Annotated in this window: 11 protein-coding genes and 1 pseudogene; 2 read left to right on the forward strand and 10 right to left on the reverse strand. The window is 62.6% G+C overall.

The window, feature by feature from the left end; genetic code table 11:
• A pseudogene (locus CA2_RS18175) lies at positions 1 to 178 on the forward strand (IS3 family transposase); the annotation flags it as partial.
• Between the two features lie 200 nt (positions 179 to 378).
• Here the strand turns inward: CA2_RS18175 and CA2_RS16710 are convergent.
• The 9 genes from CA2_RS16710 to CA2_RS16750 form a co-directional block, all read right to left on the reverse strand.
• Positions 379 to 1,071 carry a glutathione S-transferase gene (locus CA2_RS16710; protein WP_042420135.1) on the reverse strand — a complete coding sequence of 231 codons (693 nt, stop codon included), beginning with the start codon at positions 1,069 to 1,071 and terminating at the stop codon, positions 379 to 381.
• Between the two features lie 17 nt (positions 1,072 to 1,088).
• Positions 1,089 to 1,532, reverse strand: a complete 444-nt coding sequence (locus tag CA2_RS16715; RefSeq protein WP_042420137.1) for a nuclear transport factor 2 family protein — start codon at positions 1,530 to 1,532, stop codon at positions 1,089 to 1,091.
• 67 nt (positions 1,533 to 1,599) lie between these two features.
• A complete protein-coding gene (locus tag CA2_RS16720; protein WP_042420139.1) occupies positions 1,600 to 2,382 on the reverse strand; it encodes an SDR family NAD(P)-dependent oxidoreductase in 783 nt (260 codons plus the stop codon).
• A gap of 11 nt (positions 2,383 to 2,393) precedes the next feature.
• Entirely contained in the window at positions 2,394 to 2,930 is a 537-nt protein-coding gene (locus tag CA2_RS16725; protein WP_042420141.1) for a DUF3833 domain-containing protein, read from the reverse strand.
• Complete coding sequence (locus CA2_RS16730; RefSeq protein WP_042420143.1) at positions 2,927 to 4,219, reverse strand: MFS transporter; 1,293 nt, start codon at positions 4,217 to 4,219, stop codon at positions 2,927 to 2,929. The genes CA2_RS16725 and CA2_RS16730 overlap by 4 nt, the downstream gene beginning before the upstream one ends.
• Entirely contained in the window at positions 4,216 to 4,734 is a 519-nt protein-coding gene (locus tag CA2_RS16735; RefSeq protein ID WP_439708943.1) for a chalcone isomerase family protein, read from the reverse strand. The genes CA2_RS16730 and CA2_RS16735 overlap by 4 nt, the downstream gene beginning before the upstream one ends.
• Before the next feature lie 104 nt (positions 4,735 to 4,838).
• Positions 4,839 to 6,062 carry an SAM-dependent methyltransferase gene (locus CA2_RS16740; protein ID WP_042420145.1) on the reverse strand — a complete coding sequence of 408 codons (1,224 nt, stop codon included), beginning with the start codon at positions 6,060 to 6,062 and terminating at the stop codon, positions 4,839 to 4,841.
• Positions 6,063 to 6,067: 5 nt separating this feature from the next.
• Positions 6,068 to 6,883 carry a DUF1365 domain-containing protein gene (locus tag CA2_RS16745; protein ID WP_042420147.1) on the reverse strand — a complete coding sequence of 272 codons (816 nt, stop codon included), beginning with the start codon at positions 6,881 to 6,883 and terminating at the stop codon, positions 6,068 to 6,070.
• A complete protein-coding gene (locus tag CA2_RS16750) occupies positions 6,880 to 8,187 on the reverse strand; it encodes an NAD(P)/FAD-dependent oxidoreductase (RefSeq protein ID WP_042420150.1) in 1,308 nt (435 codons plus the stop codon). The genes CA2_RS16745 and CA2_RS16750 overlap by 4 nt, the downstream gene beginning before the upstream one ends.
• Before the next feature lie 229 nt (positions 8,188 to 8,416).
• On the opposite strand from CA2_RS16750, the gene CA2_RS16755 reads away from it, so the two are divergent.
• Positions 8,417 to 9,391 (forward strand): MerR family transcriptional regulator, encoded by a 975-nt coding sequence (locus tag CA2_RS16755; RefSeq protein WP_042420152.1) that lies wholly within the window; start codon positions 8,417 to 8,419, stop codon positions 9,389 to 9,391.
• Here CA2_RS16755 and CA2_RS16760 read toward each other — a convergent pair.
• On the reverse strand, positions 9,383 to 11,938 hold the full coding sequence (locus CA2_RS16760; protein ID WP_081889058.1) for a PAS domain S-box protein: 2,556 nt from the start codon (positions 11,936 to 11,938) through the stop codon (positions 9,383 to 9,385). The two genes, CA2_RS16755 and CA2_RS16760, sit on opposite strands and share 9 nt — an antisense overlap.
• Positions 11,939 to 12,051 lie beyond the last annotated feature (113 nt).

The following is a 12,051-nucleotide window of genomic DNA, read 5'->3' on the forward strand; positions in this document are numbered from 1 at the left end:
ATTCAGAGATCGCCAAGCTGCAACGCGTGCTGGGCAAGAAGACCTTGGAGAACGAGATCCTCAAGGAAGCCGTGGAGATCGCTGCTGCAAAAAAGTGGATTGCGCGCTCGCCCTTGTTGCCCGGGGACTACCGATGAAGTCGGTCTGCTTGGTGCTGGGCGTGGCGCGCTCGAATCTGCACTCAGCCCCATGCAATACGAGAAACGCTGGTACGAGGCACAGCGTAAAAGGCCGCGTAAGCAGGGGGCTAAGTGTTCAGTTCAACACGCACCGCAATATCCAGTTCGACGCAATCCCTGCTTGAGGCTGAGAGTGACCCCCGTTGCCTGGTTATCTCTTGCGCGCCACCAATCGTCGTTGTTAGCAGATTTCCACCCTTCAGGCAGACATCACCACGGGCCCACCTTTGTGCAAGGCCCGCTGGTAGGCAGGTCGTGCCTGCATGCGCTGGCGGTAGGCCAGCAGGTGCGGCCAGGCTTGCGCATCCCCTCCCCGTGCCAGCGCGGCCTCGACCGCAAAGCTCATCTGGAAATCCGCCATTGTCATGTGCTCGCCAGCAAACCAGTGGTGCTGGGCCAAGTGACTGTCCATGAAAGCCAACGCGGTCTGCACATTCGGCATGACCAGCTTGTGCTGCACCTTGCCACACAGGGCCCGTGCAATCGGTCGCACAAAAAAGGGCATGGGCTGGCGCGGAATAGTGTCGAAGACCAGCTTCATCACCAACCAGTTCATCAGTGAGCCTTCGGCGTAGTGCATCCAGAAACGGCACTGCCGGTGTTCTGGAGTGCCACGCGCTGGCTCCAAATGCTGCAGATCACCACGGGCCTGCGCGCCATAGGTCTCGACCAGGTATTCGATGATCGCGCCGGATTCCGCGACCACGGTGTCCCCGTCGGTGATCACCGGTGATTTGCCCAGGGGGTGTACCTGCTTGAGCTCAGCCGGGGCCAGGCGCGTTGCGGGGTCGCGCTGGTACAGGCGCAGGTTGTAAGGCAGCTCAAGCTCTTCCAGCAACCACAAAATGCGCTGCGAACGCGAAGTCTCCAGGTGGTGCAACGTCAATCCCATGTATGTCTCCCTCAGGCTTAGGCTTGTGCCTGGGGGGCCGCGCCCGCGCGGCGCAGGCCCCGCATCAGCACGCCCAGCACAGGCAGCTTTTCGTACAGTTCCTCGGCAGTATCCCAGTAATCACGGTGTTCCTGCACCAGCCCTTGTGCGTCGAAGCGCAGCAAGCTGCCGCCGCGGATGCACTGCGGTTGGTCTGCGCGCCAACGGCGCAGGCGAAAGTGGAACTCCCATGCCAGAAAGGCCTGCCGGCCCTGCACCAGCTGCTCGGTCACGGCAAAGCGTGGCGCCTCCAGCGTGGCGAACATGTGGGCAAACACCTGGCGAATGCTGGCGACCCCACGCACATCGTTGAAGGGGTCTTTGAAATGCGCCTGTGGGGCATAGCACAGGTGCAGGCTGTCCAGATGCTGCGGCGTCAGTTGTTCGTACAACTGCACCAGGCACGCCACGGCAGCCAGCATCTCCGCTGAAGCAGCAGCGCCACCGACAGGCGTAGACAACGCGGGGTAAATCTCAGAATTCATCCGTTCACAGTCCTGTCAGGCGATGCACCAGGGCAAAGTACCAGCGATACGGCAGCAGGCGCAGCAGTTGCAGCCAGGCCGTGAAACGCCACGGGAAATGGGTGGCGAACGCGCCGCGCGCCCAACCGCGGAGCATGGCATCGGCCGCCTGCTGCGGGGTCAACAAGGCCGGCATTCGGAATTCATTTTGCGCGGTCAACGGGGTGTCCACAAAACCCGGGTTGATCACACTGACGCCCACGCCCTGGGGGCGCAGATCCAGAAACAGCGTCTCCGCCAGATTGATCAAGGCCGCCTTGGTCGGGCCATAGGCCAGGCTCTGTGGTAGCCCGCGTAGGCCCGCCACACTGGCCACCAGGCTCAGATGGGGGGAGCGGCCCTCATGGGCCGCACGCAGCAAGGCCGGCACCACGGCCGCCAGCACGTGCAGGGCACCGGTCAGATTGACCTGCTGGTGGCGCAACAGCTCGTCCAGGTCCAGCGCGTCAGCACGCATCGGCTGGTAGTGTCCGGCGCAGTAGCACACAAAGTCCAGCGGCCCGGCGGCCAGCACCTCACGGGCCGCAGCAGCCACTGCTTGGCGTTCGGTCACATCCAGTGCCAGGGCTTGGCTGCCCGGGTGCTGCTGCGCAAACGCCTGCAAAGCCGCCTGCTGGCGGGCGGAGACGATCACGCGAGCACCACGCGCATGCAAGGCCTCGGCCACTGCGCGGCCAATGCCGGATGAGGCGCCGATGATCCAGACCCGCCGGCCTTGCCAGTCGGTGATGGGCAGATTGAGTGGCATGGCCCCGCTCCTCAGGGTTTGCTGAAGGACAGCAGCACTTCGCCCAGGCGGACGCCGAACTTGCTCATGGTGGCGCGATTGAGCATGACGCGGTCGTCCATCAGAAACATCCAGTCGTCGAACTGCACCTCGTACACGCGTCCGTCGACGGGCAGGCGCAGGGTGTAGTTCCAGCGGAAGGCGTTGCCCGCGGTCTGCCCCGTGGCTTCGCCCACCACGTCGTCGGCGCGGCCGGTGTAGCGCCCATCGGCGTGCTTGACCAGGCGCCATACACGCCGCTGGGTGCTGCCGTCCGAGTAGGTGAAATGCTCGTCAAGCACCCCCTGATTGCCCTCCCAGTGGCAATCCATGACCACCGTAAAGCGCCGGGCGACCTGTCCATCGCGCTTCTGGAAGATGCCATGTGCCAATACCCGGCCATTGAAATAGCGGTTCAGTTCCAGCACCGGTTGTTCCTTGGCATAGTCCTGGGGCTGGGGGCCGGCACAGCCGGCCAGCCAGGCGGCACCACCCAGTGCCGCCAGCAACATGGTGCGACGTCGATTCATGACAAACTCCTTGGGTTCCATGCCGGGTGAGATTCCCGGCGAATCAGCAGCACATACAGCAGCAGTGCAGCCAGCAGCTTGAGGGCACACGGCACCAGGGCATAGGCCCAGGCCAGATGCTGCAGGGCCTGGGCGTCCTGGCTGCCGGGGGCGTAACCCAGCCATTGCAACAGCGGCAGCGCGGCACCCGCCGCCAGCGCCAGGTTCAGTTTCGTGGCCAGGTTCCACCAACCCAGATAGGCGCCGTCATGCTGCCCCTGCGCGCCCAGTCCGGCAATCAGGCGCGCCAGCAAGGCCCCGGGCAGTGCCAGGTCAGCACCCAAGGCCACCCCCGTCAGCGCGCAGATGACGGCAAAGGCCTGCACCTGGCCACTGCCCAGACCGGCGGTCCAGGCGAAACACACCACGGCCAGCAGCATGCCCAGCCACCAGCTCCAGGCCAACCCCCAGCGCTGCACAGCACGCAGCCACAGTGGCATGGAAGCCGCCCCGCAGATGAAATACAGCACCAGGAACGCCGCCGTGGCCGTTTCGCTGGCCTGCAGCCGGTCCTGGGCAAAAAACAGCATCAGCGCAGCCGGAATGGCGCTGGCAATGCCGTTGCACATGAACACCGCCAGCAGCCGCCGGAATGCGGGCTGTGCCAGCGGCTCCCACAAAGGCAGCGCGGCCGTCGGTGGCTCGGGCACCGGCCGGGGCGCGCGCCACCAGGTCAGCCAGCCCAGCAACAAGGCCCCGCCCAGCACCGCCAGCATGGCGGTCGGCCCCCACACCACCGACAAGGCCGAGGCCGCAATCACCCCGGCCAGCCCCAGGCCTTCGCGCCAGGCGACGATGCGCCCGCGCAGCAAGTCATCCCCCCCCAGGCGCACGCCCCAGGCCTGGTGCGCAATCACCAGCAGGCTGTGGGCCATGCAGGTGACCAGCAAACCACCCACCAGCCAGGCCCCCAGGGCCCCCTGTCCGTCGACGGCAGGAAAAAACAGTCCTGCCATGCCCAGCCATTGCACCGTGGCCGCCACCGCCCCCGCCAGCAAGACGGCGCGGGCGCTGCGAGCGAACAAGGCATCGCTGGCGCGGCCCAGCCAGGGCTCAACCACCGCGTCCACCAGACGCACCGCCATCAGCAAGACACCCACCGTGGCCAGCGGCAAGCCAAAGCTGCGGGCGTAATGGTGGGGCAGCACCACATACAGCGGCAGTGCCGCAAAAGCCAGCGGCAAGCCCAACAGTCCATAGAAGAGCCCGGACCGCCAGGGCAGCGCGTGGGCGGTGGGCAAGCTGGTCATGGGGCGCTTTCTGCCACTGCAGCCAGCAAGGCGCTGCGCAGCCGGGGCTCCGACGTCTGTGGCGACAGCCAGATGCCAAAGAAATGCCGCGCCAAATCGGCATCGCTGAGCTGGCCCAACAGCTGCCCGCCCCGCCATAAGCGCATGCCCTGGCCCGGCAAGTACAGCCCCGTCAGGCGGTCACCCGGCTGCACATCGGGCAGCCATTGCGCCAGTGCAGCCGTCCAGCGCGCCGCCTGCTGTGCGTCCAATGTGCGCTGGCGCCCTATTTCTTGGACCGAGCGCTCAGCAATCGCCTGGGCGCTGAACGCCCGGTGGTAGGTGAGTTCCAGCGCCAACGGGAAAGCCCCAAAGGTCTGGGCATCAAAGCCCGGGCCCACCCACAACCGGGCGTCATAAATGCGCAGGCCCAGAAAGCGCATCTGCCCCTGTCCCGCAAGCCGGGGCTGGCCCACGGCCTGGGCCACGGGATCTGGCAGCTCGGCGTGGGCCGGCGCCCCGCCCAATGCGCCCACCAACCCCGCGCAGGCCACGAGGTGACGCAGGGTCTTGTGGCTAGGCAGTGTGAATAAAAAGTGACGTTGAGGCATATGGCACCTGCGCTGTCAGCTATGGATTTTCAATCCTTGACCAGGGTGAACTGCACCACATCGATGTTGCGCACGCTGAAGGCCGCCTCGCAATACGCCAGGTAGAACTCCCAGGTGTGCAGGAAGCGCGTGTCAAAGCCCTGCATCAGCACCTGGCCACGCTGCTGCACAAACTGGTGGTGCCAGCGGCGCAGGGTCTCGGCGTAGTCCTGGCCGAACGCGAATTCTTGCTCCACGCGCAGCCCGGCCCGCTGGGCTTCGGCGCGCACGCGCTCGGTGCTGGGCAGGCAGCCCCCGGGAAAGATGTACTGCTGGATGAAATCCGTGCCCTGGACATAACGGTCAAACAGGGCGTCATCGATGACGATGGCCTGGATACAGGCCTTGCCACCCGGCTTGAGCAGGCGCTGCACATGCGCAAAGTAGGTGGGCCAGTATTCGCGCCCCACAGCTTCCAGCATTTCGATGGAGCAAACGGCGTCGTAAGGGCCGTCCTGGATGTCGCGATAGTCCTGCAAGCGCAGGTCCACCTGCTGCGCCACCCCGGCGGCGGCCATGCGCTGTTGACCATAGGCCAGCTGCTCGGTCGACAGGGTGACGCCCACCACCTGGGCTCCATGGTCGACCGCGGCCATTTCGGCCAGCGCGCCCCAGCCACAACCGATCTCCAGCACGCGCTGGCCAGGCTGTACCGCGGCGCTGTCCAGCGCCCGGCGGACCTTGGCGTACTGTGCCTGGGTCAGGTCGCCCTGCAGATCCCCCTGGAACCAGGCCGAGGAATAATTCATGCTGGGGTCCAGCCACAGCTGGTAGAAGCTGTTGCCCAGGTCGTAGTGGGCATGGATGTTCTTGCGGCTGTTGGCCTTGGTGTTGCGGCGCAGCAGGTGGCGCAGCCGGTAGGCCAGGCGCCCCCACCAGGAGCCGTAAACCAACGAGGCCAGCGCTTCGCGGTTGGCCAGCAGCAGCCGGAACAGGTCGGCCAGGTGCGGCGTACTCCAGTCTTCGGCGATGTAGCTTTCCGCCAGGCCGATGTCGCCGGAGCGCAGCACGGCGGCAAACACGTTCCAGTTGCGCAGCCGGATGCTGGCAGCGGGCAGACCACCAGTGCCACAGTGCAGTTGGCGGCCATCGGGCAACTCCAGCAACAGGCTGCCATGGCGCATGCGTTGCAGCAGATGCAAGCCGGTGCGTGCCACGGCGGGCATGTCGGTGGGCAGGGTCACGGCGGTGGAAGTGGGGGCAGTGGGATGCATGGTGTTTAACGGTGCAAGGTGGAACGGGTGACCGGCTGCAACGGAGGCGGCGGCTTGCGGTAGAACGGCACGCGCTTGAGCCACAGGCGCAGCGCGTGCCAATGGATGCGGGCCGTGACGGCCAGCGTCATGCAGGGATAGCGCCACAGGGCGTGGCGGCGGGCGGCGGCGGTCAACGGCTGCAGGCGCCCGCCCACGCCGGTCAGCACCAGGGGACCCTGGGCATCGTCGTAGTCCACGCGCACGGACACCGCGTCCAGGCCCTCGACCCCGCGGCGCTGGAATTCGAAGCGATAGCCGCCCTCCACCGGACAGAAGGGCGAGACGTGGAACACCTTGCTGGCCTGCAGCTCGCAGCCATAGTCAGGGTGGTCCAGCACGTAGGCGTGGCGCTCTCCAAAGGTGTTGTTCACCTCGGCCACGATGGCGCGCAGGGTGCCGTCGCTGCGGTGGCAATACCAGAAGCTGACTGGCTTGAAGCTGTAGCCCAGCACACGCGGATAGCACTGCAGCCAGATCTCGCCGTCGGCATCGCCCATGCCCTCGGCCTGCAGCACCGTCTCCAGCCACGCCAGCGCACCGCCCTGCGCGGCACTGCGTCCATCGCCATGATCACTGTCCCTGAAGCCCAGCAGACCCGGCCGGTTCCAGGCCAGCACGCCGGCGGCATCGGGCTGGCGCTGCAGCGTGCGCATGGGCAGCATCAGGAAGAAGGTGGGGTAGACAAAACGGTGGCGGCGCGGCCGTAGCCGGGTATGCCGCACATGGCCAAAGCCGATCAGGGGCACCGCCCCCGTGACAGGCGCTGGGACGGGGCTCATGCGGCCTCCGCGGGTTGGCGCAGGCTGGCCAGCACGCCAGCGGCGGCCGCGTAGCCGGACCGCAGGCCATCCTCGTGGAAGCCATAGCCCGTCCAGGCGCCGCAAAACCAGGTGAACTGCTGCCCTTGCAGCGCAGGCACCTGGGCTTGGGCACGGATGGCAGGCAGATCAAACACCGGATGCGCGTAATCGATCTCTGCCACCACCTGATCGGGGGCGATGCTGCGCACGGGGTTCAGCGACACCAGCACAGGCTGTGCAAAGGGCAGCGGCTGCAGGCGATTGATCCAGTAGTGCAGGCATACCCGGGCCGATTCCTGCGTGGCCGAGGGCGCGCGTTCGTAGTTCCAGGCCGCCCAGGCCGCGCGGCGTTGGGGCATCACCGACACATCGGTGTGCAGCACGGCCCGGTTCGGTTGGTAGCGGATCGCGCCCAGCACAGCCTCCTCCTGCACCGAAGGCTGGGCCAGCAGGCGCAGGGCCTGGTCGCTGTGCACAGCCAGCACCACAGCATCGAAACGCTGCACCTGCCCGTGCGTGTACACGCGCACCCCGGCCGCATCACGCTCGATGCGCTGCACCGGCGTCTGCAAACGGGCGTCCGGCAATTGCTGCACGATGCGCTGCACATACTCGCGTGAGCCACCCGCCACAGTCCACCACTGCGGGCGGTCGTTCACTTGGATCAGGCCGTGGTTGTGGCAAAAACGGATCATCGTGGCCACCGGGAAACGCAGCATCTGGTCGGTGGGGCAGCTCCAGATACAGCCCAGCATGGGCAGGAAGTACCAGTCGCGAAAGCTCGCATCAAAGCCGTGCTGCTGCAGGAAGTCGGACAACGGCTGGGCCAGCGCGCCCTCCTCGTTCGCCTGCGCAATCGCCGTGCACAAACGGTTGAAACGCAGCACCTCGCGCAGCATGCGCCAGAATTTTGGGCGCAGCAGGTTGCTGCGTTGGGCAAACGTGGTCGCCAGGTTGGCGCCATTCCACTCCAGCCCCTGCCCGCCCAAGCCAGCCTCAGGCACCTGCACGGAAAACGACATGTCCGAGCGTGCAGCAGGCACCCCCAACTCGTGCAGCAAGGCAATCAGACCAGGGTAGGTCCGCTCGTTGAAGACCAGAAAACCGGTGTCGACCCCGTGCCTGACCAGCTGCCCCTGTGCATTTGGCAATTCAATATCCAGCGTGTTCGAATGCCCGCCAAAATACGGGCCGGCCTCGTACAAGGTCACCTGGGCCTGTGCACGCAGGCGGTGTGCCGCGGCCAAGCCTGAAATTCCTGAACCGATGACTGCAACCTTCATGGCAAAAGCTCCGGGCACAGCCCTCGGGGGACGTTTGTGCGGTGGGGTGACGGAGGCCGGATGCGGTGGAAAGGAAGACCGCACATCCGGGAATAGTTTTAATTAGACAAAATTCTATTTGTCTTAGACAATTAATGAAAATTCTCACTTTGTCCACCATGGTTTTGTCCATGTGCTTGACTGCTCACCTTTTGTCTGCTGCAGCGGCGCTGAACCTGCGGGAGCCCTCATGAATGCCTTTGCTTCGGACAGCACGTCCACATCCGGATTGCCGATTGCGGCGGTTGAACGCGAGACGGGACTGTCCAAAGACACGCTGCGTGTCTGGGAAAAACGCTATGGTTTCCCACAACCACTGCGCGACAGTGCCGGAGATCGCCTCTACCCCTCTGACCAGGTTGAGCAACTGGTACTGATCAGTCGACTGCTGGCGTCCGGGATGCGTCCCAGCAAGGTCGTGGGCCTGGACCTCGCAGCGCTGCAAGCGCTGCTGGTCCCTGGAACGTCTGCGATGCCAGCCACGGTCATGCCGGCGCGGCCACCCCAAGGCGCAGAGACCACGGTGCCGCTGGAAGACTGGCTGGTCGCGATTGCTGCACATGACCAGGTCAGCCTGCGCCATCAACTGGCACAGGCCCAGTTGCGCATGGGACTGGCAGCGTTCGTCACGGACCTGGTGGTGCCTCTGACGATTGCGGTGGGTGAGTCTTGGGCCCAAGGACGCTTTCAGGTGTTTGAAGAGCACCTGTACACGGAAACGATCTCCGTCGTGCTGCGGCAGGCGATCGCCACACTTCCGCCACCGCTGCGGTCACAGTGTCCGAAGGTGCTGCTGACCACCTTGCCGCAGGAGATGCACAGCCTGGGTTTGCTGATGGTCGAGGCGATGCTGGTCCTGGAGGGCTGCCACTGCGTGTCACTGGGCACACAGACACCCTTGACGGACGTGGTACAAGCCGCCCAAGCGCATCGCGTCGATGTCGTGGGCTTGAGCTTTACCAACAACCAGCCAGGGGCTGTGGTCAAAGCCTCGCTGCGCGAGCTGCGCCAAAGATTGCCCCGCGACACGGCACTGTGGGTCGGGGGCAATAGCGCGGCACTGTACCAGTCCCCAATGGACGGGATTGTGGCCATGCCATCACTGCATGGCTTGCGGGATGCGCTGCAGAACTGGAGAAACGGCTCGCGGCCTCACTCAGGGTAAGCTGCTGCCCAAGTCACGGGTTGCTGCCAACTTGAACGCCTGCACCAGTTTATCTGCCAGTTGCGAGCGCAAATAAGGCTTGGGCAGCAGCAGTGCCCCTGCTCCCAGACCACCATGGTGGACCATGGCATGGCCGGTGTAGCCTGAAGCAAAAAGCACCGGCAAATCGGGCCGCAAAGTGCGCGCTTGATGCGCCAATTCGCTGCCACTCATGCCACCGGGCATGACCACATCGGTGAACAGCAGCGCAATATCGGGCTCGCAAACCAATTGGTGCAAGGCTTGCTGGCTGTTTTCTGCCTCAATCACGGCATAACCCAGTGTTTCCAGCTGGCGCCGGCTGATTTTTCGCACCTGTGCGTCATCTTCAACCAAGAGCACCAGGCGCCCCTGTCCATCGTGGTGCACTTCATGCATGGCCGAAGCTGGCGTATAGCGGTCATTTTCCAGGCAACGCGGCAGATAAATTTTCACCGTGGTCCCTTGGTTGATTTCGCTGTAAATCGCGACATGACCGCGTGACTGCTTGACAAAGCCATACACCGTCGGAAGCCCCAGACCTGTGCCTTTACCCTGCTCCTTGGTTGTGAAAAAAGGCTCAAACACACGCGCCAGGTTTTCTTTTGAAATACCCTGCCCGGTATCGGAGACCGCCAGCATCACATACGGTCCGGCCTGCAAATCCATGTGCTGTGCAGCATAGTCTTCATCCAGGACAGTGTTGCTGGTCTCAATCAGCAAACGCCCTCCATTCGGCATGGCATCCCGGGCATTGATGGCCAGATTCAGCAAAGCCATTTCCAGCTGCCCTGGATCCACCAACGTGGGCCACAGCCCGTCACAGTAAATGATTTCGACCCAGATTTGCTGACCCAGCGAACGACGCAGCAAAGGGCTCATGTCCTTGACCAGGGTATTGAGCTCCAGCACCTGGGGCTCCAGGGATTGTTTGCTCGCGAACGTCAGCAAGCGCTGGGTCATCTCAGCCCCGCGCTGTGCGGCAGAGGAAATCATCTGGGTCAGCGCCTGCTCTTGTGTCGAGGGCGGGAATTGCTCTGCCAAGATTTCCGCGTTGCCCAATATCACAGTCAAAAGATTGTTGAAATCGTGTGCAACGCCGCCGGTCAACTTCCCGAGCGCGTCAATGCGCTGGGCTTGCTGCAATTGTTCGGCCAAACGTTTTTGTGTTGTCACATCCCGAAAATAGACAATCACCCCCCCTTGATGCGGATATGCACTGACTTCGAAATGCTTTTTCAGTAGCGCATATTCCGCATCAAAGCGAACGGTGGCATGCTCTTTCACACAGCGCTCATATTCCAGTTGAAATTTGGAACCCCTGGCTTGCGGAAACTCATCCCAGACGCAACGCGACAGCAATTCTTCACGCTTACGTTCCAGAACCGTCTCGCATTGGCGGTTCATGTAAGTGAAAATCCAGTCGTGGTCCAGCACAAAGATGGCATCTGCCACGCTTTCCATAGTTTCGACCAAGCGGCTGGCAAGTTGTGAACCCGTTTCCTGGGCCTCCTTGAAGTCCTGGATGTCCATGGCGGTTCCATACCACTGTGCGCCTTGGGATGCATCCACCCGCACGGCACGCGCCAAATGCCAGCGCCATGTGCCATCGTGGCGCAGCACCCGGAATTCAGCGAGAAACGGTTGCACCCCCATCAGCGCAGCTTTCCAGATTGCTTTGGCGTTGGGCTTGTCGTCAGGATGCACGTATTGCCACCAGCCTTCTTGGATCAATTGCGTGGCACTGCTTCCCATGTATCCGGCAGCAAACTGGTTCACGTAACTCATGCGTCCCAGAGAGTTCGTCGTCCAGACGATCATGGGCACCGACTCTGCAAGCAACTGCCACTCTTCGCGACTGCTTTCTATTTCTTTTTGTACAGCCTTGTGTTTGTCAATATCTTGTACAGCACCTTGCGCAGCTTCAATCTGCCCTTGATCGTTCCAAACAGCCTCTCCGACCAAACGCACCCAATGGGGCGTACCATCTGGATGAATCACCTGTATCTCAGTATCGAACGGGTGACCATCGAAAACACATTTTTTTAATTTATCGCGAACATCGGTCTGATATTTTTCAGCGTACCACCCGATGATGGTGTCTATATCGGGAACCGTACCATGCGGGCGGCCCAATATTTTGAAAACCTCTGCGGACCAATACGATTCCATCTCTGGAAGCTTCACACGCCAGCCACCCAATCCACCGACAGTGCTCGCCACCTGTAACAAAGAGGCAGTATCCTCCAAGGCCACTCGGGAGACACGACGTTGACGTCGCAACCGCAAAAGAATCATGGCTGCCACAGCCGATGCAATAATAGTACCCCAACCTAATAATCGGTTGAGAAGAATATATTCATAGCCTACGTTGGGCAAAGTTCCGTTGCTATAAAAAATTCCCAATCCTGTCCCTAGCATCCCCAACGAACCGATCAACCAAATCGAAATCACTCTGTTCGCTAATAAACCAAAAAAGGTTGCGGGCGCGTATAAAACTCCATGCGCAAACCCGAGGGGGGTCAGCATATCCCCACAAAAAACCAGCAACTGTGTCAGAGCACCTACCGCAGTCCAAAAAATAAAAATATGTTTATTGTCTAATTTTTTTTATTATTGCTGCTAGGAAAAAATTTCGCATC

It is taken from the genome of Comamonas aquatica NBRC 14918 (genome assembly GCF_000739875.1).
Classification (GTDB): domain Bacteria; phylum Pseudomonadota; class Gammaproteobacteria; order Burkholderiales; family Burkholderiaceae_C; genus Comamonas; species Comamonas aquatica.

Bases quoted from the DNA above. Each gene is read 5' to 3' on its own strand.
- CA2_RS16710 (WP_042420135.1), bottom strand. From the start codon at position 1,071: ATGGGATTGACGTTGCACCACCTGGAGACTTCGCGTTCGCAGCGCATT.
- CA2_RS16715 (WP_042420137.1), bottom strand. From the start codon at position 1,532: ATGCTGGCTGCCGTGGCGTGCCTGGTGCAGTTGTACGAACAACTGACG.
- CA2_RS16720 (WP_042420139.1), bottom strand. From the start codon at position 2,382: ATGCCACTCAATCTGCCCATCACCGACTGGCAAGGCCGGCGGGTCTGG.
- CA2_RS16725 (WP_042420141.1), bottom strand. From the start codon at position 2,930: ATGAATCGACGTCGCACCATGTTGCTGGCGGCACTGGGTGGTGCCGCC.
- CA2_RS16730 (WP_042420143.1), bottom strand. From the start codon at position 4,219: ATGACCAGCTTGCCCACCGCCCACGCGCTGCCCTGGCGGTCCGGGCTC.
- CA2_RS16740 (WP_042420145.1), bottom strand. From the start codon at position 6,062: ATGCATCCCACTGCCCCCACTTCCACCGCCGTGACCCTGCCCACCGAC.
- CA2_RS16745 (WP_042420147.1), bottom strand. From the start codon at position 6,883: ATGAGCCCCGTCCCAGCGCCTGTCACGGGGGCGGTGCCCCTGATCGGC.
- CA2_RS16750 (WP_042420150.1), bottom strand. From the start codon at position 8,187: ATGAAGGTTGCAGTCATCGGTTCAGGAATTTCAGGCTTGGCCGCGGCA.
- CA2_RS16755 (WP_042420152.1), top strand. From the start codon at position 8,417: ATGAATGCCTTTGCTTCGGACAGCACGTCCACATCCGGATTGCCGATT.
- CA2_RS16760 (WP_081889058.1), bottom strand. From the start codon at position 11,938: ATGCTGACCCCCCTCGGGTTTGCGCATGGAGTTTTATACGCGCCCGCA.